18 protein-coding genes are annotated in these 23,171 nt (G+C 62.9%); 11 read left to right on the top strand and 7 right to left on the bottom strand.

Annotated features, from left to right (window positions below; all coding sequences use genetic code 11):
• Positions 1-153 precede the first annotated feature (153 nt).
• Positions 154-576: a cupin domain-containing protein gene (locus NTU39_RS17490; protein WP_373275413.1), complete on the bottom strand. Its 423-nt coding sequence runs from the start codon at positions 574-576 to the stop codon at positions 154-156.
• A gap of 144 nt (positions 577-720) precedes the next feature.
• Positions 721-1,647 carry an RNA polymerase sigma-70 factor gene (locus NTU39_RS17485; protein ID WP_373275319.1) on the bottom strand — a complete coding sequence of 309 codons (927 nt, stop codon included), beginning with the start codon at positions 1,645-1,647 and terminating at the stop codon, positions 721-723.
• 338 nt (positions 1,648-1,985) lie between these two features.
• Between NTU39_RS17485 and NTU39_RS17480 the strand changes: the two genes are divergently transcribed.
• Complete coding sequence (locus tag NTU39_RS17480) at positions 1,986-2,903, top strand: MBL fold metallo-hydrolase (protein ID WP_150663317.1); 918 nt, start codon at positions 1,986-1,988, stop codon at positions 2,901-2,903.
• 31 nt (positions 2,904-2,934) lie between these two features.
• Here NTU39_RS17480 and NTU39_RS17475 read toward each other — a convergent pair whose 3' ends face one another.
• Positions 2,935-4,293 (bottom strand): hypothetical protein, encoded by a 1,359-nt coding sequence (locus NTU39_RS17475; protein WP_257958153.1) that lies wholly within the window; start codon positions 4,291-4,293, stop codon positions 2,935-2,937.
• Positions 4,294-4,597: 304 nt separating this feature from the next.
• Here NTU39_RS17475 and NTU39_RS17470 point away from each other — a divergent pair, with 304 nt between their 5' ends.
• The 3 genes from NTU39_RS17470 to NTU39_RS17460 all read left to right on the top strand — a co-directional run bounded on the left by NTU39_RS17470 (position 4,598) and on the right by NTU39_RS17460 (position 8,863).
• Complete coding sequence (locus NTU39_RS17470; protein WP_150663315.1) at positions 4,598-6,478, top strand: methyl-accepting chemotaxis protein; 1,881 nt, start codon at positions 4,598-4,600, stop codon at positions 6,476-6,478.
• 201 nt (positions 6,479-6,679) lie between these two features.
• On the top strand, positions 6,680-7,036 hold the full coding sequence (locus NTU39_RS17465) for a GFA family protein (protein WP_150663314.1): 357 nt from the start codon (positions 6,680-6,682) through the stop codon (positions 7,034-7,036).
• A gap of 231 nt (positions 7,037-7,267) precedes the next feature.
• Positions 7,268-8,863, top strand: coding sequence for a methyl-accepting chemotaxis protein (locus NTU39_RS17460; RefSeq protein ID WP_150663313.1), 1,596 nt, complete (start codon positions 7,268-7,270; stop codon positions 8,861-8,863).
• A 241-nt stretch (positions 8,864-9,104) separates the two neighbouring features.
• Here NTU39_RS17460 and scpC read toward each other — a convergent pair whose 3' ends face one another.
• Positions 9,105-10,601 (bottom strand): succinyl-CoA:acetate CoA-transferase ScpC, encoded by a 1,497-nt coding sequence (gene scpC, locus NTU39_RS17455; RefSeq protein ID WP_150663312.1) that lies wholly within the window; start codon positions 10,599-10,601, stop codon positions 9,105-9,107.
• Between the two features lie 203 nt (positions 10,602-10,804).
• Here scpC and NTU39_RS17450 point away from each other — a divergent pair, with 203 nt between their 5' ends.
• Complete coding sequence (locus tag NTU39_RS17450) at positions 10,805-11,707, top strand: LysR family transcriptional regulator (protein WP_257958152.1); 903 nt, start codon at positions 10,805-10,807, stop codon at positions 11,705-11,707.
• 1 nt (position 11,708) lies between these two features.
• Here the strand turns inward: NTU39_RS17450 and NTU39_RS17445 are convergent, their stop codons facing one another.
• Positions 11,709-12,026, bottom strand: a complete 318-nt coding sequence (locus tag NTU39_RS17445) for a hypothetical protein (protein WP_150663310.1) — start codon at positions 12,024-12,026, stop codon at positions 11,709-11,711.
• 188 nt (positions 12,027-12,214) lie between these two features.
• Between NTU39_RS17445 and NTU39_RS17440 the strand changes: the two genes are divergently transcribed.
• Together NTU39_RS17440 and NTU39_RS17435 are read left to right on the top strand one after the other, a co-directional pair.
• Entirely contained in the window at positions 12,215-13,810 is a 1,596-nt protein-coding gene (locus tag NTU39_RS17440) for an EAL domain-containing protein (protein ID WP_174984367.1), read from the top strand.
• A gap of 177 nt (positions 13,811-13,987) precedes the next feature.
• Positions 13,988-14,266 carry a hypothetical protein gene (locus tag NTU39_RS17435; RefSeq protein WP_150663308.1) on the top strand — a complete coding sequence of 93 codons (279 nt, stop codon included), beginning with the start codon at positions 13,988-13,990 and terminating at the stop codon, positions 14,264-14,266.
• Positions 14,267-14,388: 122 nt separating this feature from the next.
• On the opposite strand, the gene NTU39_RS17430 is transcribed toward NTU39_RS17435, so the two are convergent.
• Positions 14,389-15,078, bottom strand: coding sequence for a hypothetical protein (locus NTU39_RS17430; protein ID WP_150663307.1), 690 nt, complete (start codon positions 15,076-15,078; stop codon positions 14,389-14,391).
• A gap of 578 nt (positions 15,079-15,656) precedes the next feature.
• Between NTU39_RS17430 and NTU39_RS17425 the strand changes: the two genes are divergently transcribed.
• Both NTU39_RS17425 and NTU39_RS17420 read left to right on the top strand, forming a co-directional pair.
• A complete protein-coding gene (locus NTU39_RS17425) occupies positions 15,657-17,024 on the top strand; it encodes an MFS transporter (RefSeq protein WP_150663306.1) in 1,368 nt (455 codons plus the stop codon).
• A gap of 185 nt (positions 17,025-17,209) precedes the next feature.
• Positions 17,210-18,424 carry a multidrug effflux MFS transporter gene (locus NTU39_RS17420; RefSeq protein WP_150663305.1) on the top strand — a complete coding sequence of 405 codons (1,215 nt, stop codon included), beginning with the start codon at positions 17,210-17,212 and terminating at the stop codon, positions 18,422-18,424.
• Positions 18,425-18,476: 52 nt separating this feature from the next.
• Here the strand turns inward: NTU39_RS17420 and NTU39_RS17415 are convergent, their stop codons facing one another.
• Positions 18,477-20,846: a cytochrome P450/oxidoreductase gene (locus NTU39_RS17415; protein ID WP_150663304.1), complete on the bottom strand. Its 2,370-nt coding sequence runs from the start codon at positions 20,844-20,846 to the stop codon at positions 18,477-18,479.
• Positions 20,847-21,074: 228 nt separating this feature from the next.
• On the opposite strand from NTU39_RS17415, the gene NTU39_RS17410 reads away from it, so the two are divergent.
• Together NTU39_RS17410 and NTU39_RS17405 are read left to right on the top strand one after the other, a co-directional pair.
• Positions 21,075-21,986: an IclR family transcriptional regulator gene (locus NTU39_RS17410; RefSeq protein WP_246184451.1), complete on the top strand. Its 912-nt coding sequence runs from the start codon at positions 21,075-21,077 to the stop codon at positions 21,984-21,986.
• A gap of 315 nt (positions 21,987-22,301) precedes the next feature.
• Positions 22,302-23,129, top strand: a complete 828-nt coding sequence (locus NTU39_RS17405) for a 4'-phosphopantetheinyl transferase family protein (protein WP_150663303.1) — start codon at positions 22,302-22,304, stop codon at positions 23,127-23,129.
• Positions 23,130-23,171 lie beyond the last annotated feature (42 nt).

The following is a 23,171-nucleotide window of genomic DNA, read 5'->3' as shown; positions in this document are numbered from 1 at the left end:
GCTGATAAGACGGCCCGGCGATACGTTCTGTGACATCGAACGCAAAAAAAGCTGACCTTCCAGGGGAAAGGCCAGCTTGGAAGCACGCCCGGCGGGGCGCACAGGGAAGCGCAAGCGGCTCGGGGCAGCGTGTGGCGGGTTAGCGCACCGGGATCATCTGATCGGAATCAGCGCCGGGGCGCCTTGTTGCTTGATGAGCATGACCAGAAATTTGGCGGGTTTCGTCTTGCTGGCGTTGCGCCCGACCGTGTGAACGTCTTCGGGGCCTTCATAGAACGTCTGACCGGCCGTGAGCGTGACTTCCTTGCCGCCTTTGACTTGCATGACGATACTGCCTTCGAGCACATACACGAAGCCATAGGCGTTGTGGCGATGCACCGGGTCCTGCGCGCCGGGCGGGTAATCGACGGTCAACATCAACGCGTCTTTGCCGGGAATGTCGGGCAAGGCTTTTTCCATCAGTTCCGACACGACGGGCTGCGGCGGCGCTGCGTTCGCGACCGGGCCAACGAAGGCACCGGTGACGGCAAGCGTTAAAACGCCTGTCGCCAGTTGGGTGCGCGTGGCGCGTTTCATGATCTTCAACATGGCTTGTCCTCGGCAAGGGAAGAGGTCCTTATCGTATGAGGGCATGCCGCACGGCGGTAGCACCGCGCAGGGGATCGCCATGTTGCCTGTCGCGCACCAAAGCCGGTGCGCCTGTTTCAGTGCATCGGCGAACTACCGCTTCCCGATGGCGGCAGCGATGCGTTCGAGCTTGTCGGGATTTCGTTGCACCAGAATGCGCGTGAGACGTTCGCCGTCGGTCTCAAACGACTGTGCGGATTCCAGCTCGCCGTCGATGAAGCGCAGCAGCGCCCATTGACCGTTGATCTGGACGACTTCGGTACGCATCGCGTCGCGGAACCGGAGCGTGCCCGCGTAGAACAGTTGCGCCAGACGTTTGCCGCCGACCAGACTGCGAAAGGCGTTGACCTTGCCGCCGCCGTCGCCCACGAGTTCGGCATCGTCGCTGAGCAGCGCGTGCAAGCCGTGGAAATCGCTGCGTTGCATGGCGTCGGAAAAGGCCAGCAGCAGACGGTGCAGGGTGGCGCGTGGCACCGCGTCGCGGGGCGTGCCGTCGCGCAGTTGCTGCCTTGCACGACGCACGAGCTGACGCACTGCCGCCGGTGTCTTGCCGAGTGTCTGCGCGATGTCCTCATAGTCCGCGTCGAAGACGTCGCGCATCAGGAAGGCGGCGCGGGCATCGGGCGAGAGGCGTTCGAGCATGTACAGGAACGCCACCGACACGTCGTCGGCCAACTCGTGTGCCTGCTCGGGTGTCGCGGGGGCGGACATCAGCATCGGCTCCGGCAGCCAGACGCCGGTGTAATGCTCACGCTCCGCCTTCGCGGCTCGCAGTCGGTCGATGGACAAGCGCGTCGTGATGGTCACGAGCCACGCCTCCGGCGTCTCGATGGTCGCGCGCTCGGTACCGTTCCAGCGCAGCCATGCTTCCTGCACCACGTCTTCGGCTTCGGCCACGGCACCCAGCATGCGATAGGCGATCGCGTACAGCCGGGGGCGATGGCGTTCGAACAGCAACAGCGGGTTGTGGTCGATGCCGGAGTCGGGGGTGGAAGCGGAAGAGGAAGCGGAAGCGGTCATGAAGGGAGGGAAAGCGCCAGTGGCAAAGCTTCGGGCGGTCCATTTTGCCCCACCGCATGCCCCTCGACAAGGACGCACGGTGTTGCCTGCGAGACAACAATTCGGTCCGCGCCGAGAGACACGTCGACATATGCAGCGTCTCACGCATTGGTGGGCATTGGTGGGCATTCGTGGGCATTGGCCCGCATTGGTGCATGAAGCACAACAACGCGCTTCCTCCCGTCTATCTACCGCCATCGTGGGACGGCACCTACGATGCAGTCGCTTCACTGCGTTTCGTCCCCCCACATACCACCCGGAATCCGGCCGACAACCGGCCGCGCTTGAGGAGATTCACGATGACCGCGACAGACAACACTTTGTTCGCCAGCGAAAACCGACCCGTCGATCTGGTGCCCTCCCGCTACGCGCTACGCATCGGCGACATCGAAGCGATGGTGATCAGCGACGGCGTGCTGCCGTTGCCGACGGCGACGATGGCCACCAACGTTGCGCCGTCCGACCTGGCAGCATGGCTCGACGACATGTGCATGCCGCCGGACGCCTTCGACTGGCCGCTCAATGTGATGGCGGTTCGCAGTGGCAGCCAGACCATCCTCATCGACGCCGGGCTGGGTGGTCAGTTTCCCGGATTCCCGCGTGCGGGCCTGTTTCCGCAGCGACTCCAGGCCGCTGGCATTTCGCTGGAATCGATCACGGACATTATCGTGACCCATATGCATATGGATCACGTGGGCGGTCTGCTTGTCCCCGAGGTCAAGTCGCGTCTGCGTCCGGACGTTCGTATTCACGTGTCGGAGACGGAAGTCGCCTTCTGGACGTCGCCCGATTTCTCGCACACCGTCATGCCGACGCCGGTCCCGCCCGTGCTCCGCACGACGGCGACGGCCTTCTACAACGCGTATCGCGAGCAGTTACAGACGTTCGAGCATTCGCGCGAGGTCGCGCCGGGCGTGACCGTTCGCATCACGGGCGGCCATACGCCGGGGCACAGCGTGGTCGATCTCGTCTCGGGGGATGAGCGGCTGACGTTCGCGGGGGACGCCATGTTCCCGGTCGGCTTCGACCATCCCGAATGGCAAAACGGCTTCGAACACGACCCCGAAGAGTCGACGCGTGTTCGCATTGGTCTCTTCGAAGAACTCGCGGAGAACCGTGGCCTGCTGGTGGCGGCCCACCTGCCGTTCCCGTCGCTCGGCCGCATTGCGCGCAATGGTGATGCCTACCGCTGGGTGCCTGTGATCTGGGATTTCTAAGCGCCTGAACGGTCCGGGAGGGGGACGGTGCTTACTGTTCGCCGTCCTCTTCGGAAAGGTGGTTTCCGTCCTCCTCCTCGTTCATCTCACTTTCCTTCTCGTCGTCATGGTCGTGATCGTGGACGTGGTTCTGCGGCTCGGATCGCGCGATGTACGCCTGGAGTTCTTCGCCCATGTGGCGTGGCTTACTCGTGGTCCAACTGATTGGGTTGTGCGGGGCGACGCGCCCGCCGGCGTTGGTGATGATGAGTGGATTGCCCTGGTGTGTGTATGGCCCGGCCGTCGACACGCCGAACGATGCGAGGCCGGTATTTTGCGCCAGGAACGAGAACTGCGACGGCAGATGCTGATCGAGCAGGCCACCGTACGTTCCGACCGTATTGGCCATCTCCTGATTGCATCCGCCGGGGAAGCCGCTTTCGCCGAATTTGCCGCAGGATGCGCGATTCTCGACGATGTCCGTCGTTACGCCCGGCATTCCAAGGACTGACGAAAGGTATTCCATATCGTCTTCGGTTGGATCGTCCGGGACGACTCGCTCGGTATCGATCCCCATCATGGACGCCATGTTGTTCAGATCCGTTGCGTTCTTCTCGACAGCCTTCTCGAACCCTTGACTATGCACAGCTAGCGCTTCAGCGTGAGCCGTCTTGCGGCCTGGCGGCAGTGTCACCCCTTGCGGCGGCCGACCTTGCATGAAGACGTTCTGTTTGTGAAACGCAAACGGGGACGTTCCGGGAAGGCTGCTCAGCGACGTACTCTGACCGGTCGGGTTGAAGACCTGTCGATTGTCGTCAGGCCCGTTCGTCATGATGACGGCGTAAGTGTTTTGTCCGCTGAAAGCCGTCTTGCCCGGCTCGGTCACGAAGGCGGAGCCACCCTCCATGACCGACCCCACCTGATTCTGATGAACCTGCCCGCCTGTCGTCAGCACCGGACCGAAGTGCGCGGGGTACTGATGCAGCGCGGCGGAAAGCGGATTCTCAGGCGTCGGCACCGGCCCTGTCGGTGGCTGGAACTGAAAGTTGACTGGTGGGCGTTCCCGCTGCGCCTGTTCCGCACGTTCGCGCCGAACCTGTTCTTCGGCCGCCTTCGCCTGCTCGTAGGTAGGAAATTCGCGGCCCGGGACTTCGGAGCTTCGGTACGGGCGTCCGTTTCGCCCGCCGGTGACCACGCGCTGAATCGGCGGTGCGTTCGACACAGGCATAGCGGAAAGTGTCGAATGGCGATCTGCCATCGCTTGAATCGCGCTGTGCTGCGAGGCGACGGGGCGATTGTCGGAAATGCCGGAGATACCGGTGAACCGGGCGCTTTCACGCTTTTGAATCGGATGCCGCGATGCGACATGGTCACAGCCACAGGGTTCGGCGCGTTCGACGAGCTGTTTCACGGAATTCACCTGAATTCGAGAGTGAACGAGGCAACTGACGGTCACCGCACTATAGCCGACGCGTGCGTCGTATGTCCCGGCTATGTGCAGCAATCGAGACGGTCTGCATATCCATTCGTATCACTGACGTTTCGCCATCCGTAACGATAGGCAAATATGAAGTCAATGATTCGGGTTAATACCTAAAGTTTTCGCTGCGACTGCCGTAATTTCCGAGGTGGAACCTCCCACCTCGTGGAGCCGGTAGCCTGGGTGCCGGTCTCTTGTCTTTCGATCCCCCTAGCCGCAGGCCTGCCTCGACAGCATGACAGTATCTTCGCTTAGAACACGCATCATTCTGATCGCGTGTGCCACCGTCATTGGTGCACTGATCCTCTCCGGCATTACCACTTACATCATCGTGCGCGACAGCATGATGTCCACCATCTCCAACACGCTCGACGCGGTCGCACGGGGCAACACGCTCGCGGTGGAACGCTGGGCGGCTGCCAAGGGCCAGTCGGTCGTCGGCACTGCCGCAGCCGTCGAAAAGGGCGAGCAGGGCGTGGCGCTCACGAAGCTGCTCGGCGCGACCAACGGTTTCCCGATTTCCAGCATTGGCTGGAGCGACAAGTCGTACTTCTCCAGCGGCCCCACGCCGCCCGACTACGATCCGACTGCGCGCCCCTGGTACAAGGGCGCGACTGCGGCGGGCAAGCTGACCGTCGTCAAGCCGTATGCCGACATCGCTTCGGGCAAGCTTTACGTGTCGTTCGCCGCGCCGATTCTGCGTGACGGACAGACGCTCGGCGCCGTGAGCGGGGCTGTGCCGCTCGACGCCGTGCAGGACGTCGTCAAAGCCGTGCACCCCACGCCGTCGAGCCTGGCGTTCGTGGTCTCGCGTGACGGTCTCGTCATCGCACACCCCGACGAGAAGTTCATGCTCAAGCAGTCGAGCGACCTCGCCTCGGTGCTCACGCCCGACGCACTCGTCAAGATGGAGCACGCCACCGAGCCGACGGAAGTCGAACTTGGCGGTGCACCCAAGCTCGTCAAGACGCAACCGGTGCCGGGCACCGACTGGCTCTTCGTCGTGGCGCTCGACAAGGCGGAAGCGACTGCCGGTCTCTCGCGCGTGCTGAGCGGCACGGTCATCTCGCTGATCGTGCTGACGTTGTGCGCCATCGGTATCGCGAGCTTCTTCACGTCGCAAGCGTTCCGTCGTCTGTCGCAGGTGCGAGACGCCATGGATACCATCGGTTCCGGCGGCGGCGATCTGACGCGTCGTCTGGATGTCGTCGGTCACGACGAAGTCGCGCAGATCTCGACGTCGTTCAACGCATTTGTGGACAAGATCAGTACCGTCATGCTCGACGTGCGCTCCGGCGTTCACGGCATGACTTCGGCGACCAGCGAAATCGAAATGGGCAACCGCGATCTGTCGCAGCGCACGGAGTCTTCCGCCGGTACGTTGCAGGAGACGTCGGCGGCGCTCACCGAGCTGACGGCCAGCGTCAAGCAGACGGCCGAGGCCGCCGAACATGCCACGCGTCTGGCGGGCGACGCCAGCGACGCCGCCGCGCGCGGCGGGGAAGTCGTGACCGGCGCTGTCACCACGATGAGTGAAATCGCCAAGTCGTCGGAGCGGATTACCGAGATTATCGGTGTGATCGACGGCATTGCCTTCCAGACCAACATCCTGGCGCTCAATGCTGCGGTGGAAGCGGCGCGTGCAGGTGAGCAGGGACGTGGCTTCGCGGTCGTGGCCGGTGAAGTGCGCACACTGGCGCAACGTAGCGCCGCTGCCGCGCAGGAAATCAAAACGCTTATCGAAGCCTCGGTGCAAAACGTCAAGAGCGGCACGCAACGCGTGCAGGCGGCGGGCGACACGATGGGCGAGATCGTCGACGGTATTTCCCGCGTGCGCCGCCTGATCGGCGAGATTCACTCGGCGGTGACGGAGCAGAGCACCGGGATCAGCCAGATCGACCGTAGCGTGGCCGAAATGGATCAGTCGACGCAACAGAACGCGGCGCTGGTGGAGGAATCGGCAGCAGCTTCCGCAATGCTCAGCGAGCAGGCACGCAACCTCGCCGAGACCGTGGCGCTGTTCCAGCTTCGCGAGCACAGCCGTCATGGTGTCACCGTGATGCACACGTCCCAAGGCGGGCGCGGTTCGCGCGACGAACCGGCACTCGCGGCGTAAATGCGTCAGCGAGCGCTTCGGCGCGTTCGCTGACGTCCCTTTACCGCCTCACCTTTGGCACGCCGGCGCACCGTCGCCGCCCGCTGCCCGCCCGCTGGAATATGTCGCACAATAGAGCGCATTCCGGCGGGCACTTCCCGAAGTCCTTCCCATCCCGAATCACCGCCGGTAGCGTTTTCCCTTTTTCGAAGGAGCGACGTCATGGCGAATCAGCAATACTCAGGCGGCTGTCATTGCGGCGATCTTCGCTTTGCGGCGAATATTGATTTGTCCAAAACAATTACGTGCAATTGTTCTATCTGTAAAAAGCGTGGATTGATTCTCGCTTTTACGCCGATTGCCGAGTTTTCGCAAACGACTGGCGAAGGAAAGGCGCGGGAATATCTTTTCAATAAGCACGTCATTCGTCACCAGTTCTGTCCGAATTGCGGCGTCGAAGCCTTCGCGTTTGGTCAAATGCCGGATGGGTCAAAAATGGCCGCAGTGAATGTGCGCTGTATCGACGACATCGATCTCGATGCCGTCCACCCAACTCCCTTTGATGGTGCAAGTCGATGATGCGATAGATAGTCAAATATATGACAATGAATATTTAATAATATTCAAATGATTATTGGCTTAACCATCGCAGTCAAAGAAGTAAATCTCTGAAAAAACGTTTCGGCTTCCGGAATTTGAAATATTTCGAAAGCCATTGCGTGAGAATCAGGGGTTTATTGGCTCAAGTTTTTTGAATGGTCGCCCGTTATCGCATGCGATTGTTATCGTTTTTTCGCATTTGGAGCGGGCATGAAGTTCTTGGGTAGTCTCAAAATCGGCACACGGCTGACCGTCGGGTTCGCCATCACGCTGATTCTCTTGTGTATCGTGGGCGGCATGGCTGTCTTTCAGGCGTCGCGCATCTACGGGGGAACACGCGATCTGGCCGACAACTGGCTGCCCAGTGTGCAGACGCTCGGCACCGCGCAAGTGGCCGCCAACGCAGCGCGACGCGCGACGCTCGCCACGCTGCTGACAACCGTCGACAGCACGCGTAAGGACGAAGAGGCTAAACGTCTGGCATCTATCGACCTGATGAACAAGACGCTCGACAGCTACAGCAGCATGGTGGCGTCGAGCGAAGACCGTCGTGCCTACGACGCAGTGAAGGCGGCCTGGGCCGACTATCTGGCCCTCGACAATCGTGTCGCCGCGCTGGAGCAGGGCGATGAAGAGGCAAAGACGCAAGCCCGCACCATCGTTATGACGGAGGCAGTCAAGCGCTTCGGGACGCTCAGTGACCGGCTGACCGAGCACGTTGCCATTAACCGCGCGGGTGCGGTCGGTGCGACGGACGCCGCGGCCGCCAACTATCACGCCGCTTTCATCGCCACTGTTGTGCTGATTCTGCTGGCGCTGGCCGTGGCGACATTCACGGCATGGCTCATCACGCGCTCCATCACCGGACCGATTGGCCGGTGTGTGGAGATCGCGCAGACGGTCGCGCGCGGGGATCTCAGCTCGCGTATCGACGTGCAAGGCCAGGATGAACTGGCGCTGCTGCTCGGTTCGCTTAAGGACATGAACGCCAAGCTCGCGCAGGTCGTGGGTCAGGTGCGCAACACGAGTGAGAGCATTGCCACCGGCTCGGCGCAGATTGCGGCTGGCAACACCGATCTGTCGTCACGCACGGAGCAGCAAGCGGCGTCGCTGGAGGAAACGGCGGCGAGCATGGAAGAGCTGACGACGACCGTCAAGCAGAATGCGGACAACGCAGAGCAGGGCAATGTGCTGGCGTCGAACGCTTCGCACATCGCACAACGCGGCGGAGAAGTCGTGCGTCAGGTCGTTGACACGATGCGCGAAATTTCGGACGGATCGGCGCGCGTGGCGGACATCACGAGCGTGATAGAAGGGATTGCGTTCCAGACCAACATCCTCGCGCTCAACGCGGCGGTCGAAGCGGCGCGCGCGGGTGAGCAGGGACGCGGATTCGCGGTGGTCGCAGGCGAAGTGCGTACGCTGGCACAGCGCAGTGCGAACGCTGCGAAGGAAATCAAGGAGCTGATCGACGCGTCGACGCGTCAGGTGAGCGAAGGCGCAAAGCTCGTCGCCGATGCGGGCAACACGATGGACGAAGTGGTACATGCCGTCAAACGGGTGACCGATCTGATGGCGGAAATCGCCGCCGCGTCGACCGAACAACGCACGGGTATCGAGCAGGTGAATCAGGCCGTCATGCAGATGGATACCGTCACGCAACAGAACGCAGCGCTGGTGGAAGAAGCCTCGGCGGCCGCGCAGTCGATGGCGGCACAGTCGAGCGGCCTGCGCGAACTGGTGTCGATTTTCCGTATCGACGGTGCGGCCAATCAGGGACAGCCAGCCCGGCAGATTTCCGCCTGAACCTCAGCAAGGTGTGTCCCGGTGCATCTCAGTGCAGACGCACCCGTCACCTTGTAAAAGACGGCTCGCCCGCGCACGCCGGCGAGCCGTGAATGCCGGAACGCTCTCACCAGCGCCCGGCCCATGAGACCGCATGCGTCTCACGTTCTTCTCGGCACCGACACGAAGGGTCGATACCGGCCAATCGGCGTCCGTTCGCCCGCCCCCCGGCGATGGCGTCCGGCACCGATGTCCAATGAAGTTATTTCCCCACCAGCATCGAGCCGCGCTCGCGCAAGTTGACGTGCAGATCGAACGCACGCTCAAGGGCATGCGGCGTCTGGCCGCCATAGCGAAGGGCGTCGCGATAGTAGTCGCGCAACACCTCGCGGTAGCTCGGGTGGGCGCAATTGTCGATGACGAGATTCACGCGCTCGCGCGGGGCGAGGGTGCGCAGATCGGCCAGTCCCTGCTCCGTCACGATGATGTCGACGTCGTGTTCGTTGTGATCGACGTGCGGCACCATCGGGACGATGCTCGAAATCTTGCCGTCCTTGGCAATCGACTTCGTCGCGAAGATCGCCATGCGCGCGTTGCGGGCGAAATCGCCCGAGCCGCCGATGCCGTTCATCATGTGCGTGCCGCCGACGTGCGTCGAATTGACGTTGCCGTAGATGTCCACTTCAAGCGCGGTATTGAGCGCGATCAGCCCCAGACGGCGAATCACTTCCGGATGATTGCTGACCTCTTGCGGACGCAGCACGAGCTTGTCGCGATAACGCTCCAGCCGCTTGAATACGCGGTCCTGCACGGCCTGCGAGACCGTGATCGACGAGCCTGAAGCAAACACCATCTTGCCCGCGTCCATCAGATCGAACGTGGAGTCCTGAAGCACTTCCGAGTACATCGTCAGGTCTTCGAACGGCGATTCGATGAAGCCGCTGAGCACGGCGTTCGCGATGGTGCCGATGCCCGACTGAATGGCGGGCAAGGTGCGCGGCAGGCGTCCACGCGAGACTTCGTGCTGGAAGAATTCGATGAGATGCCCGGCGATGCGTTGCGTGTCGGCGTCTGGCGGCAGCGCGTTCGAGGCGCTGTCGGGCGTGTCGGTAATGACGATGGCCGCGATCTTTTCCGGCGCGATCTTGACGACGTTCGTGCCCACGCGGTCGCGCACGTCGACGATCGGCAGCGGTGCGCGATGCGGACGCTGGCCCGGAATCCAGATGTCGTGCATGCCTTCGAAGGCGAGCGGCTGCGCGAGGTTGATCTCCACGATCACCTTTTCCGCGAGGATCGCGAAGCTCGCCGAATTGCCGACCGACGAACTCGGCACGAGGCCGCCGTCTTCGGTGATGGCGACCGCTTCGATCACCGCGACGTCCAGCTTGCCGAACTGACCGGTGCGCAGGAATTCGACCGTCTCGGAGAGATGCTGGTCGACGAACATCACTTCGCCGCGATTGATCGCGCTACGCAACGTCGTGTCGACCTGAAACGGCAGCCTTTTGGCGAGCACGCCAGCTTCCGTGAGCGTCTTGTCGGAGTCATGCCCCAGCGACGCCCCGGTGATCAGCGTGATCTTCATCGGGTTGGCTTTGGCTCGGCGGGCCAGCGCAATCGGCATGTCCTTGGCGTCGCCGGCGCGGGTGAATCCGCTCATACCGACCACCATGCCGTCGCCCACGAGCTTGGCAGCATCGTCGGCAGTCATCACCCGGTCGCGTAGCGACGCCAGGCGAATGCGGTCTTCAAACATCGTGAGGCTCCTCGTCTCTTCTCGTCTCTTATTCGAATCTCTTGGATTCTTGGCGCGCCGGCGATGGATATGCCGGTCTGCGCTTGATTCGAAGTGTATTGACCCGCCGGTCACATTTCCAATATATTGAACATCAAGTTTTCATACTTTTAATGTATTGTCGATGTAAAGCCATATGGCATCGGGCTGACGGAGGAGGGGTCATGGAATTGCGGCATCTGCAATATTTCATTGCGGTCGCGGAGGAGCGGCACTTCACGCGTGCGGCGGCGCGGGTGGGCATCCAGCAACCGCCGCTGAGCTTGCAGATCAAGCAGCTGGAAACAGAGCTGGGCGGGCCGTTGTTCGTGCGGCTACCGCGCGATGTGGTGCTCACGGAGTTGGGCGAGGCGCTCCTGCCGGAGGCGCGCCAGATTCTCGAGCGTGTGGAGCGCACACGGCGGCGCATGCAGCAGATCTCACGCGGCGAAGCGGGGCACATTCGCATCGGTTTCGCCGGTGCGACGTATTTCGAGCCACGGATTCCGGCGTGGATTCGCGACTTCCGCGCGCGCTATCCCGACGTGCAGTTGCATCCGCAGCAGAGCAATACGGCCAGCTTGCTCACGGCGCTGGTGGACGATGCGGTCGATGCGGCGTTCGTGCGCACGCCGTTCGAGGTGCCGCCCGGCATCGTCAGCGTGCCGGTCGTGGACGAGCCGATGGTGCTGGTGCTGCCGCTGGGGCATCCGATGTGTGCGCGCGAACGCGTGCCCCTCGCTGCACTCGCGCAGGACGAATTCATCCTGCTGCCGCGCGACATCAGCCCGGCGCTCTACGACCGCACGGTGGCCGCATGCGAAGCGGCAGGCTTCCGGCCGAAGCTGGGGCAGGAGGCGCCACAGATCACATCCATCGTGCCGATGGTCGCGGCGGGCTTCGGGGTGTCGCTCGTACCGGCGTCGGTGAGCCAGATTCGTACGCCGGGCATGGGCTTCTGGCCCATCGATGCCGCGGGCGGCGACGTGCCGCTAGCGCCGATCAGTCTCGCCTATCGCGAAGATCATGGCTCGGCGGCACTCGATCGCTTCATTGCGATGATGCCGGTGGCGGACACCGCCGAATGACTCAGTGATAGCCGCGTTGTCCGGGGCTCGGCAGGGCGTCGTCGCTGGTGGATTCCCAGCCGTTCGCGCGCAGTCTGTTGGTGAGCAGCGGATGAATCATCACGGCGTAGAGCAGGCAGGTAGCGGGCAGCGAAATCGCCAGCAACGATTCATTCCAGAGCAGGGCGGGGCCGATGGCGAGCACCGTCCAGAGTAGTGCGTGCCACGTGAAGCCGTACGCCAGCAGGTAGAGCGGGCCGAGAAAGAAGGCCCCGATGCAGGACAGATACGAAATCTCGATGACATCGCCGTTCGCGGGATGGCGAAATTTGAGTGTCATGGCGAGTTCGCAGTCGGAGGGAAGAAGTCGGCAAGTTACCCCAGCGTCGACCCAAAATCGTCCCACTCATGCGGCGATCTGCGAACCAGCGACCCAACGGGCGTTGTGTGGCAATCCGATGCGTTCGACCGGCGGTAGGCTACACTGCTTTCACGCCCCGACACGGGGCACACCGTGGATGCCTCTCCATGCAAATGCTCAGAAGGTTGACCCGCTGGTTGCCGGTGCTCATCGGCGCATTGGCGGGCATGCTGGTCATGCTGCTGATTGGACAGATCGCGCAGACGCGTATCGACGATTTTCGCCTGCGCGCCTATGTGCAGGACATCATGGGCTTCATGAGCGATGCGTCGGTGTCGAGCCGCAACGCGTTGCACGAAGCGATGTACAGCGGCGCGGTGCCCTGTAACGACGCGGACATTCTGGCGCTGCGCCGCGTTGCCATGCGTAGTCCTTATTTTCACGACATCGCCCGGGTGCACGATTCGCAATTGCTGTGCTCAGCCGTTGCGGGACGCTTCGATCCCGCGCCTGCACTGCCCCCCGCCGACCATGAAACGCGCAACGGGGTGAAGCTCTGGCACACGCTCACGGGCATCGTCACGCCGGGTGTTCAGGTTAATGCGATGGGCATGGGTGACGTGGTCGTCTTCAGCCCGCCGGTATTGCCTGAGAGGCTGGCGACGCCGGAGCCGGGCTTCGCGTCGGTGGCGTCGACGAGCGATATGCGCTTCGTCTTCTGGCGCGCAGGACTCGCCGGGGACCAGCAACGCATTACGCTGGGCGAGACGTCGCGCTGGCTCGATATCGGACCGGTGCGCCAGTTCTCACGGTGTTCGAACAACGTGGATGTGTGCGCGTCGGCGGTTTATACGTCGTCGCGCATCGTGACGAACGCGTGGGGATTGCTGTTGGCGCTGGCGATTGGCGCCGTGGCTGGTGGTGCGATGGGGCAGTCGTGGCGTCTGCGCCAACGTTATCGCACATCGATCGACTGGGTCACCCAGCAGGCCGCCGAGTCGGGGGGGATCTACCTCGTCTATCAGCCGCTGGTCAGGCTGCGCGACGGGAAGACGGTTGGCGTGGAAGCGCTCGCACGCCTGAACGACAGCGCGGGCAATCCGATCTCGCCGGACATGTTCATTCCGATTGCCGAACGGCGCGGCGTGATCGGTCTGATCACGCGACAGGTCGCACGTCAGGCACTGATCGAAATGCACGGACGCGCATTGGCCGACCCGGAATTCCACATCAGCATCAATCTCGCTGCCGTGGACGTCGTCGATCGCACCTTCCACACGTTTTTGAACCACATGGCCGCGTCGCTGCGGGTGCCGCGTGCGCAGATTGCGCTGGAGGTAACGGAACGCTCGACCGACAACATGGCGCGGCTTCGCGAAGCGCTCGACCGACTGCGCGTGGACGGCTATCAGATTCACATCGACGATTTCGGCACCGGGTTTTCGAATCTGGCGTATTTGTCGACGCTCAATGTCGATGCGTTGAAGATCGATCGCATGTTCACGCAGGCCATCGGGACCGATACGGTGGGCAGCGCCATCGTCGACCAGATCTGCAAGATGGCGGCGCTGCTGAACGTCGAGGTCATCGTGGAAGGATTGGAAAGGCAGGCGCAGGCGGACTACATGCTGGCGATTTGCCCCGATGCAATCGGTCAGGGATGGTTGTTCGGCAAGGCGGTACCGGCGGACGAACTTGAGGATTCAGGTCCGCGTATCAGGCAAATTACCGAGAATAACGACAGCGATTCGGGACTAGAGTGAAATCACCGTGGTCCTGATGTGCCCCCGACCTCCACGGACTGTCCGGCTCGCCGCCCTGGCGAGCCGCTTTTTTTTTCGAACGTCGGTCGGAATTGATGAACATGTTACGATTCCTCAAAAAACAGCATCGGCTGGCAGGCCGGCAGACCTTTAGCTGTCGCTTGAGAGAGGGGACATATGACAGATTCGTTCAAATTCCAGTGGCACTATGTCAGCAATACGGCGCCTGGACGTCCGTTCGAACTGACGGGTGCAATCACACCGCGTGCCGACAAACGCTTTGACGGCGCAGTCGACGCGTATTGCGAAGGCGATTACATCGGCCGTTGCGAGTTTTCGAGCATCGACGCGGATTGCGCGTCCGATGCCGCCGCACAGATCCGAAAACGTATCGAATGCCGCATCGAGGATCGCGTCGCGAGAGAGAACGAGACGGCGCGCAATACGACGCATTAAGCGCAACGTCCCGCGCGACGACACGCAAGCCGCTCGGCTTGCGTCGCTCATCCACCACGCGTAATGACGCGCAGCCTCAGCGCGCTTTAAACGCTCGCGTTGCCTGAGCGGCCTACGGCCGTTTAGCGCCAGCGATGACAGCAACGGCCACCCCAGCCGCCCCAGCCACGCCCCCATGAGAACGAAAGCGACACATTGCTGAGCCACGGCGATGGGGCGTATGCCGGATAGACCGGCGCGTACGCAGGGTAAGCGGCATAGGCGGGGTAGGCCGCATATGCAGGATAGGTAGGATAAGCGGGATAAGCGGCGTAAGGCACGAAGCCCGGATCGGGCGAATACGACGAGTAGGCGGAATACGTCGAGTAAGCGGCATTACCCTGCGGCGGTTGCGACGTCTGCGGCGGCACGTAGTCGGGTGGCACCGGCGAACCGTTCGGATAGTTCGGATAGGCTGGGGTTGCACCAGGACGTGCTGTTTGCCCCGAAGGTGCGGGCGGCCGATAGTCCGGTGGGACGGGCGAGTTGTTGCCGGGCTGGAAGTCGCGCGGCACAGGTGAGCCGTTCGGATACACCGGGGCAGGCGTGGGCGCGGGGCGGACCGGCGTCGCCGCTACGGTCGGTGTCGGCACGGGCGCCGTCGCAACGTCGCCGCTCAGGACAGTGCCCGGTGCAGCGCGCACGGCTTGCGGCGCTGTAGGCGTTGGGGAAAGCGTCAGCGCGCCGCCGGGGTACTGCACGACGTAACAGCCGGCAAGCGAGCCGACCAGCGGCACAACACAAAGCAGGGTGGCGAGCGGTGCAATTTTCATGGCGTCGAGTGTAGCGCAGGAAAGTGCGTCTGCTACGTCGCTGCCCGTGCGCGTGCATTACGTTCGATTAGCGCCCCTGCGCCCTGACGCGATGTGCCGAAGACGTTACGAATACGACAGGCAAAAAAAACGGCCAGCGCGTTGCTGGCCGTGAAATCCACCAGGAGGAGGTGGAGGAGACAGGTGCAACTATATCAGGGAAATCCCTAGACGGGTAAACCTTTGTCAAAAAAATCTGTAGAAAAACCACATCTGCGACAATTCGTCGCTTTTTTGCTCGCGAATCGCCCAATTCCCCGTCCCATATAGCCATTCGGTGCATCACCGGGGCGTCCTCCCATCGTTCGGATGGAGAAAAACCACAAAGATAACGACCGTTTGCCACGGCGACGGACATTTCGCGCGCTTCCAAGCGACATCCGACGCGCATCCGACAGTACTCGCAACCCCTGGAAATCTAAGTGTTTACACCGAGCATTGATTTACGTTCGGCGATATAAACTTCCGCAAAGCGTAATTTCGCCGGCGACTCGACCGGGACGCAAAACCACGAAGTTGCGAGAACGTTTGGAGACAGGATGAAAGCAGCAGAAGTGAATGTGGGCGCTTTGATCGACGAGAGTCGACTGGGCGGCTATCAGTGGTGGGTGATCGCGCTGTGCGCGATGTGTCTGGTCGTGGACGGTTTCGACGTTCAGGCCATGGGCTATGTTGCGCCGGTGGTCATTCGCGAGTGGGGCATTGCCAAGGAAACGCTCTCGCCGGTCTTCGGCGCGGGGTTGTTCGGCATGCTGGTCGGCTCGCTGACGTTCTCGGCGCTGGCGGACAAGCTGGGTCGCCGTCCGGTGCTGATCGGCGCGACGCTGTTCTTCTCGGTGTGCATGATCGTCACCGGCTTCGCCAACTCGATCACCGAGCTGATCGTCTGGCGTTTCGCTGCCGGGCTGGGGCTGGGTTGCATCATGCCGAACGCGATGGCGCTGGCAGGTGAGTACAGCCCGCGTCGTATCCGCGTCTCGCTCATGATGATCGTGTCGTGCGGTTTTACGCTGGGCGGCGTGGTCGGCGGGCTGATTACGGCCGCCATCATTCCTGATCTGGGCTGGCGCGCCGTGTTCTATATCGGTGGGGCCATCCCGCTGGTGCTAGGCCTGCTGATGTGGGTCTCGCTGCCGGAATCGATCCAGTTCCTGATGTTCAAGAAGGGCACGAAGCCCAGCGATAACGCGCGTATTCGCAAGCAGTTGCTGCGTGTCGCGCCGGGTGCGAACGTCCCGACTGACGCCCGTTTTGTCCTCGACGAGCAAAAGGCGAAGGGTGTGCCGTTCATCGAGCTGTTCAAGGACGGCCGCGCACGCGTGACGATTCTGTTGTGGGTCATCAACTTCGCCAACCTGCTCGACATGTACTTCCTGTCGAACTGGCTGCCGACGGTGATCCGCGACGCCGGATATTCGACGCAAGTCGCCGTGATGGCAGGCACCGCCTTGTGGGCGGGCGGCGTGATCGGTACGTTGTTGCTCGGACGTGTGATCGACCGCGTGGGCTTCACCAGCGTGCTGGCGGTGACGTTCCTGATCGCGATTGCGGCCACGGCGGCCATCGGCAATCCGGTGGTGATGGTGTCGATGGTGGCGGTATTCGTAGCGATCTTCTTCGCAGGCTTCTCGATCATCGGCGGCCAGCCGGCGCTCAATGCACTGGCCGCGACTTACTATCCGACATCGCTGCGCTCGACGGGCATCGGCTGGAGCCTGGGCATCGGCCGTATCGGCTCGGTGCTGGGGCCTGTGCTGGGCGGCGCGCTGATGCACCTGCAGTGGTCGTCGTCGTCGCTGTTCCTTGCGGCAGCGGTACCGGCATGCGTCTCCCTGATCGGCGTGCTGGCGATTGCCCGCACCCAGCGCGGCGACGGTGGCAATCTGCGCACCGCCACGGCGAGCTGAGCGCCGTAGTGCAACGCGCAATGACGGACACATGCACGCGGCAGCGACATAAGCAGCGGTTAAGTGTCCGATAACCATCGAGTATGAAAGTGCGACGCCCGCCAGCGTTATCATGGCGGGCGTCGTCGTTTTTGCGACGTCTCCTGCGATGCGTCAGGCGTCGCACAGCATAATCAAAACGATAAATGACCTCGACGTCCGAACTCTCTCCTGCCTTGCCATCCGAGCGCGTGCTGTTGGGCATTCTCGGCCTGTTCATGATGATCGCGCCTGCGTCGACGGATATGTATCTGCCGGGGCTGCCGACGATGCGTCACGAACTGGGGGCGAGCGCTGCGGCCACCCAACTGACTCTCTCGTATTTCTTCCTCGGCTTTGCGTTCGGACAGTTGGTCTGGGGGCCGCTCGCGGATCGCTTCGGGCGTCGCAAGCCGATGGCGGCGGGGATCGCGTTGTACATCTTCGGCAGCATCGGCTGTGCGTTCGCTGACAGCATCGATCACATGATGATGTGGCGCTTCGTGCAGGCGCTCGGCGGTTGTGCAATGCCGGTGATTGCGCAGGCCATCGTGCGCGACGTCTACGGGCCGCGTAATAGCGCGCGCGCCTTCTCGATCATGTTGCTGGTAATGAGCGTCGCCCCCATCGTTGCGCCGCTGGTCGGCGGACAGATGCTGCGCTTCACGACTTGGCGCGTGATCTTCGGCATTCTCGCGGTGTTCGGCGTGGGCGCGTTGATGGCGCTTTGGCGTCTGCCGGAGACGGGCAACTTGAATGGCCGTCAGGCGGGCGGGCCGCGCGCCATCGCCATGTCGTACTGGCACTTGCTGCGCGACAAGCATTTCGTCGGCTACATGGTGGCGGGCGGTGCCGTGTTCGGGGCATCGTTCACTTACATTACCGGCACGCCGCTCGTGTACATGGAGTACTTCCACGTCTCGCCGCAATTCTTCGGTGTGTTGTTCGGCATCAATATCGTCGGCATGGCCGCGATGACGATGTTCAATTCGCGACGCGTCGGACAGATGGGGCCTTACCGGCTGATGCGCATCGGCATCATCGGGTGTGCGGTGGTGACGTCGGTGTTATGTGCCACGGTGTGGATGGGCTTGGTCCTGCTGCCGCTGATGGTGGCGATGTTGTTCCTGTTCATGTCGCTGCGCGGCATCATCACGGCGAATTCCGTGGCGGGCGCGCTCGCGAATCACCCGACGCGTGCCGGGGCTGCGGCGGCGCTCGTCGGCAGCGTGCAGTACGGCTTCGGCTTTGCAGCGGGCGGCTTACTCGGTCTGCTGGGTGACGGCTCGCCCCGCCCCCTCGTGACGGTGATGTGCGGCTTCGCGATCCTGGCGCTCGTGTCGCTGATGACGATGTTGCGTAAGCCGCAGAGCGCGCATTAACAAGAAGGGGGCCGCAGCCCCCTTTTTATTGCCCTCCAACCCTCGCTTCGACTTACAACGCCAGCACCAGCTTCTTGCCGCAGGCGCGCGAGCAGCAGGACATCATCTTCGTGTTGGCGTCGCGCTCCGTGCGGGTGAGCACCACGTCGCGGTGATCCACGTCGCCCTCCAGCACCTGCACTTCGCACGAGCCGCACAAGCCTTCCTCGCAGTCGCTCTGCACGTCGATGTTCGCCGCACGCAATGCCGTGAGCAGGGTCTGGTCGGCGGGCACCATCACCGTGATGCCCGAATCCTTCAGCGTGACCTCGAACGCATGTTCCTTCTCGGGATCGAGCGTACCCAGTTGCGACTGGAAGTGCTCAACGCGAAGCGTGTCGTCCGGCCAGTGCGCGCAGCATTGCGCCAGACCGTCGAGCATGCGCACCGGACCGCAGGCGTACACCTGCGTGCCGTGCTGCGGCGTTGCCAGCAGCGTCGCGTAGTCCGCGCGTTGCCCTTCGTCCTTCACCCACAGATGCAGACGGTCGCCATGCAGCGCTTGCAGTTCGTCGACGAGCGCCATCGTGCGGCGGCTGCGGCCACTGTAGTGAATCTCGTAGTCGATGCCCAGCACCTTGGCGCGGCGTGCCATCGCGGCAATCGGGGTGACGCCGATACCCCCCGCAACGAAGATGGCGCGCGGCGTCGTTTCGTCCAGACGGAAGTGATTGCGCGGCCCACGAATGCGCAGACGGTCGCCGACCGAGACCTGCGTGTGAACCCAGTTCGAACCGCCACGGCCTTCCGGCTCGTGCAGCACCGCAATTTCCAGTGCGGCGGCGTCCGTCGGGTCGCCGCACAACGAATACTGACGCGACAGCCCCGTCTCGCCGCATTCGATATCGATGTGCGAGCCCGGAGCCCAGCGCGGCAGGGCGCGGCCGCTAGGTGCGACCAGACGCAGCTTGACGATGCCCTCGGCGACCGGCGTGACCGACTCGACCACGACAGGGCGCGTCACGCTATGGCCCGACGGCTCGCCGATGCGCACCGGCGCATGACGCTCCAGCACGGCCGGATCGCGACGCTCCGGATTCTGCGCCGGATCCCATTCCACAAAGACATGCTCCGGACCGCGGAATGACGTGTTGGGCACGTACGTGAATTTCTGCTCGGCCAGCGTCATGTGCGGCAGGCGGCGCGTGAACTCTTCGAGGAAGATCTGCATCTCCATGCGGGCGAGGTTCTTGCCCATGCACTGATGCGAGCCGTAGCCGAACGTCAGTTGATCGCTGGCGTTTTCGCGGCGAATGTCGAACAGGTCGGCGTCGGCGAAATGCGCTTCGTCGTGATTCGCAGACGACGTCACGATCAGCAGCTTCGACCCGGCGGCAATCTCGATGCCGCCGATGTTGACGTCCTTCGTTGCGAGACGACGCCATGCCGCCACCGAACCGTTGTGACGCAGGCATTCTTCCACTGCGTTCGGAATCAGCGACGGATCTTCGCAGATCTCGCGCCAGACGTCCGGATGCGAGAGCAGCAGCTTCATCGCGTTGGCTGTGGCGTTGGCCGTCGTTTCGTGCGCGGCCACAATGCCCGCCATCATCATCGAATGCAGATAGGAGTCGGTCACGACTTCCGGGTGATCTTTCTGCTTGCGAATGCCGTATTGCATCCAGCCCGGGCCGTCCGGGTTCTGACGCATCTTGTCGAGAATCTTGCCCGCGAGTTGCCAGAAATTGCCCACGGCATGCGCCACCGCGACTTGCTCTTCGGGCTTCGGGCGTCCCCACGTGTTGACCGTGTGCGCAATCGAATACTCGCGCAGCTTGTCCATGTCTTCCTCGGGCACGCCGAGGAAGTGGAGCGCCACCGTCAGTGGGACTTCCCACAACATCTGGTCGACGAGATCGGCGCGGCCGTCGTTCACGAAGCGGTCGACGTATTCGCGCGCGAGCTGACGCACCAGCGGCTCGTGATGCTTCAGATGTTCAGGCGTGAACGGCTCCATGAGCACACGGCGGCGCGGCATGTGCGCGGGCTCGTCTTCGTTCACCAGCGTGCGGTTTAGCGCGAAGCCATAGGAAGCGAGCACCTCGTTGGCTTCCGGGCCGGTCGGCGTGATCTTTTCCAGCGCAATCGACGGGCTGAACGTAATGTTGTCGCGGAAGATCGCCTTGATGTCGTCGTAACGGGTCACGACCCAGTAGCCGAGCTTCGGGCTGTAGAACACCGGTTCCTGCTCGCGCGCCCAGCGCACGTATTCGGGCGGGTCTTGCTGATAGCCGTCTTCGAACGGATCGAAGTCGGCCGCGCGGGCACTCACCGGGCAGCCGTTCGGGGCCTTAGCAGCCGACGGGGCCGACGTTTGATGAAACGGGCAGCCGCCGGCGCTGGCTGCCGTGGCGTTGGAAGTGGGGGAAACTGTCTGGCTCATCCGCTCGCTCTCTGAGGCGTTTAGTCCGGTGCGAGAATACGACAGCGACCTGCGAAGGGCCGCGCGGCGACGCACACAATGAATCAAGTGTAGAGGAGCGTAGCCTGTCACATTCTCTGAATCTGTTAAGCGTAAATATAATACGCATAGCGTAAATTAGTGGACTGGGGTTAACCTCTAGACTTGTCGACATCGAGCAACATTGGTTTGCATCTTAAAATCTCGCCGATGACGACAAGCAAACGACCCACAGCAGGCCGCCCGCGAAGTGCGGCTACGCTTTCCCGCGAGGCAGCCGCCGACGCTGCCGCCGTCTCGACCGGCGACGCCCTAGATGCGCCCCGCGAGCGCGGCCGCCGCCAGCGCGTGCAGTCGGCAGAGACCGGCATGGTGGTGCTCAAAGGACTGGCCCGCCTGGGCGGCCGGGCGAGCCTGACGGCACTGGCGCTGCACGTGCAGCAAAGTCCCGCCAAGGTTCACCGCTATCTAATGAGTCTCGTGGAAGAAGGGCTCGTCGCGCAGGACGCCGACTCGCAACACTACTACCTCGGCCTCGAAGCGATGCTGCTCGGTGTCGCCGCAATGCGTCAGGCCGACCCGGTGCGGGCCGCCGAACCGGCACTGGTGCGTCTGCGCGAAGCCTTCGATGTGACCTGCTTCATTGCCGTGATGGGCAACAAGGGGCCGACCATCGTGCGCTTCGAGGAGCCGGGCCTGCCGGTGACGATCAACGTGCGGATCGGCTCGGTGATGTCAGTCCTCTGGTCGGCCGCCGGTCGCGTCTTCCTCGGCCTGCTCGACGACCCGCAGGTGCTGGCCATGGCCGAGAGCGAACTGGCGCACGCCACGCCGGAACACCGCACGCAACTCGACGCCTCGGATCCTATCGGGGCACTGCGAGCCTCGGTGCGTGCGGCGCAAGGTGCCAGCGTGCGCGACACGAACCTGACCGGCATCAGTGCAATCGCCGCCCCCGTCTTCAATTACGACGGCCGCCTCGTCGGCGTCATCACCGCGCTCGGGGCAACGGGCGGGTTCGACGCCCGCATGGACAGTCCCATTGGCGAAGCGGTACGTCGTGAGGCGCTGGCGGCGAGCCACGCGCTCGGCTACCGGCCGCCGCTGCCCGCCGGGGCCTGAAGCGACCGGGGCACCCCGGTCAGCCTCCGAAATTTCCCAATCCGATGCGCTCATGCGGTCGCCGCCTTCGCGGCTGGCCGCGTCTGGGCGTTCTCCCGTTTAAACAAGCGAATTCCCACGCCTTTGTCACTCCTTTCGCGTAGACCTTTGTGTTACTATTTGATAATGATTCTCATTAACAAATAAGCGATTGCCGATGGCGCAGCCTCAAGCGGTGCAAGTCGTCGGCAGTCACGTCTGTGGAGGTCGTCATTGTTGATGTTGAAACGAACGGTCGATCTAACGCCGCGCGTAGCATCGATTCCCACACCTTCCATGACTTACGTGCCGCTCGGGCAGTTCGGACAGGGCGACCGCAAGCTCACGGGTGGCGCGCAGAATCGCGCGCTGGCGAGTAGCGACATCGAAGCAGCAAAGCAGGGCAACGGCGGGCAACACACCGCCGTTTCGCCTTCCCCTCAATGCGGCAGCGACGAGCTTTGGCTGTGGCGTTTTCTGCTGGCGGGTCGTCCCTTCGGGGCGACGGGCGCGGCGGCCGGTGGCCCGGACGACGGCGCGACCTGGCTCTCGGCGGCCGAGCACTCACTGGCGCGCCGGTTGCCGCGCACGCAAATGCGTCATCGGTTTCTGTCGGAGCGCATTGCGTTGCGCTGGATCTTCGGGCGCTGGTTCCGATGCTCGCCTGCGCAGGCCCCCGTGCCGACGGCGACGCCGGGCGTCTCGTCGCTGGAGTGCGACGGTCCGCACGGCAAGGTGTGGATCGACATGGCGCACGCGGGGCTGTGGCTCTTCGTCGCGATGGGGCAGGGCCCGGTCGCACTGGCCGCACACGCGCCGACGCCAGTGGGCACCGACGAAAATGCGTCGCTGATCGCGCACATGAGCCCGACGCCGAGCGCGCTCGATCCGTTCGCTGTGGCGCGCGACACTGCGCATCGCTTGTGTCTGGCAAGACTGGCGGGCGAGGGGGAGTCGTTGACGTCCGGGGCGGATGTGCCGCTGCTCGCGCATCCATATGTCAGCGTCCCGTACGCCGGGCAAACGCGCTACCTCTACGATATGTCCGTCAGTTCGCGACTGACGGTGGTGGCCGCACGTGACAGCATCGTCCATCGGATGCGCGCTTTCGGTTGGCAGAACTGACTTTCCCTTTTTGCGTTCCCTTTTGGTATTTGCACGTGCATA

Source organism: Pandoraea commovens (assembly GCF_024704525.1).
In the GTDB taxonomy this organism is placed as follows: Bacteria; Pseudomonadota; Gammaproteobacteria; order Burkholderiales; family Burkholderiaceae; genus Pandoraea; species Pandoraea commovens.
The sequence above is the reverse complement of the archived record's forward strand: the minus strand, read 5'-3'. Positions and strand labels throughout refer to the sequence as shown.